The following is a 393-nucleotide window of genomic DNA, read 5'->3' as shown; positions in this document are numbered from 1 at the left end:
GGTAAATCTACGGAGAGACAAGTTTTAGCTGCAGTGTTTCAATTTTCAGCTTGTTCCAGATTGTTAAAGAGCAATATCTTAAACACGACTCGTTAAAGTCATCTTTAAGATATTCAGTTGATAATGTCTTTCACTCATTATCGGATGGCGTCCCCAAGGGGATTCGAACCCCTGTTACCGCCGTGAAAGGGCGGTGTCCTAGGCCTCTAGACGATGGGGACACAGGAAATTCCGACTAAATCAAAAACTTAATCGTTTCTCGTGTCATCATGAGTCGAAACTCACGACATCAACAGGTGCTCTTGCTCATTACTATTATCAGACAATCTGTGTGGACACTACGCAATGCGTATCATTAGGTAAGGAGGTGATCCAACCGCAGGTTCCCCTACG

Annotated in this window: 1 tRNA gene; it reads right to left on the bottom strand. The window is 44.0% G+C overall.

Going from position 1 to position 393, the window contains the following annotated elements:
* Positions 1–145: 145 nt before the first annotated feature.
* Positions 146–221, bottom strand: a tRNA-Glu gene (locus DBA33_RS20495).
* Between the last annotated feature and the right edge of the window lie 172 nt (positions 222–393).

Source organism: Yersinia sp. IP36721, assembly GCF_003634395.1.
Classification (GTDB): Bacteria; Pseudomonadota; Gammaproteobacteria; order Enterobacterales; family Enterobacteriaceae; genus Yersinia; species Yersinia entomophaga.
This window is presented reverse-complemented; position numbering and strand designations above follow the sequence as displayed.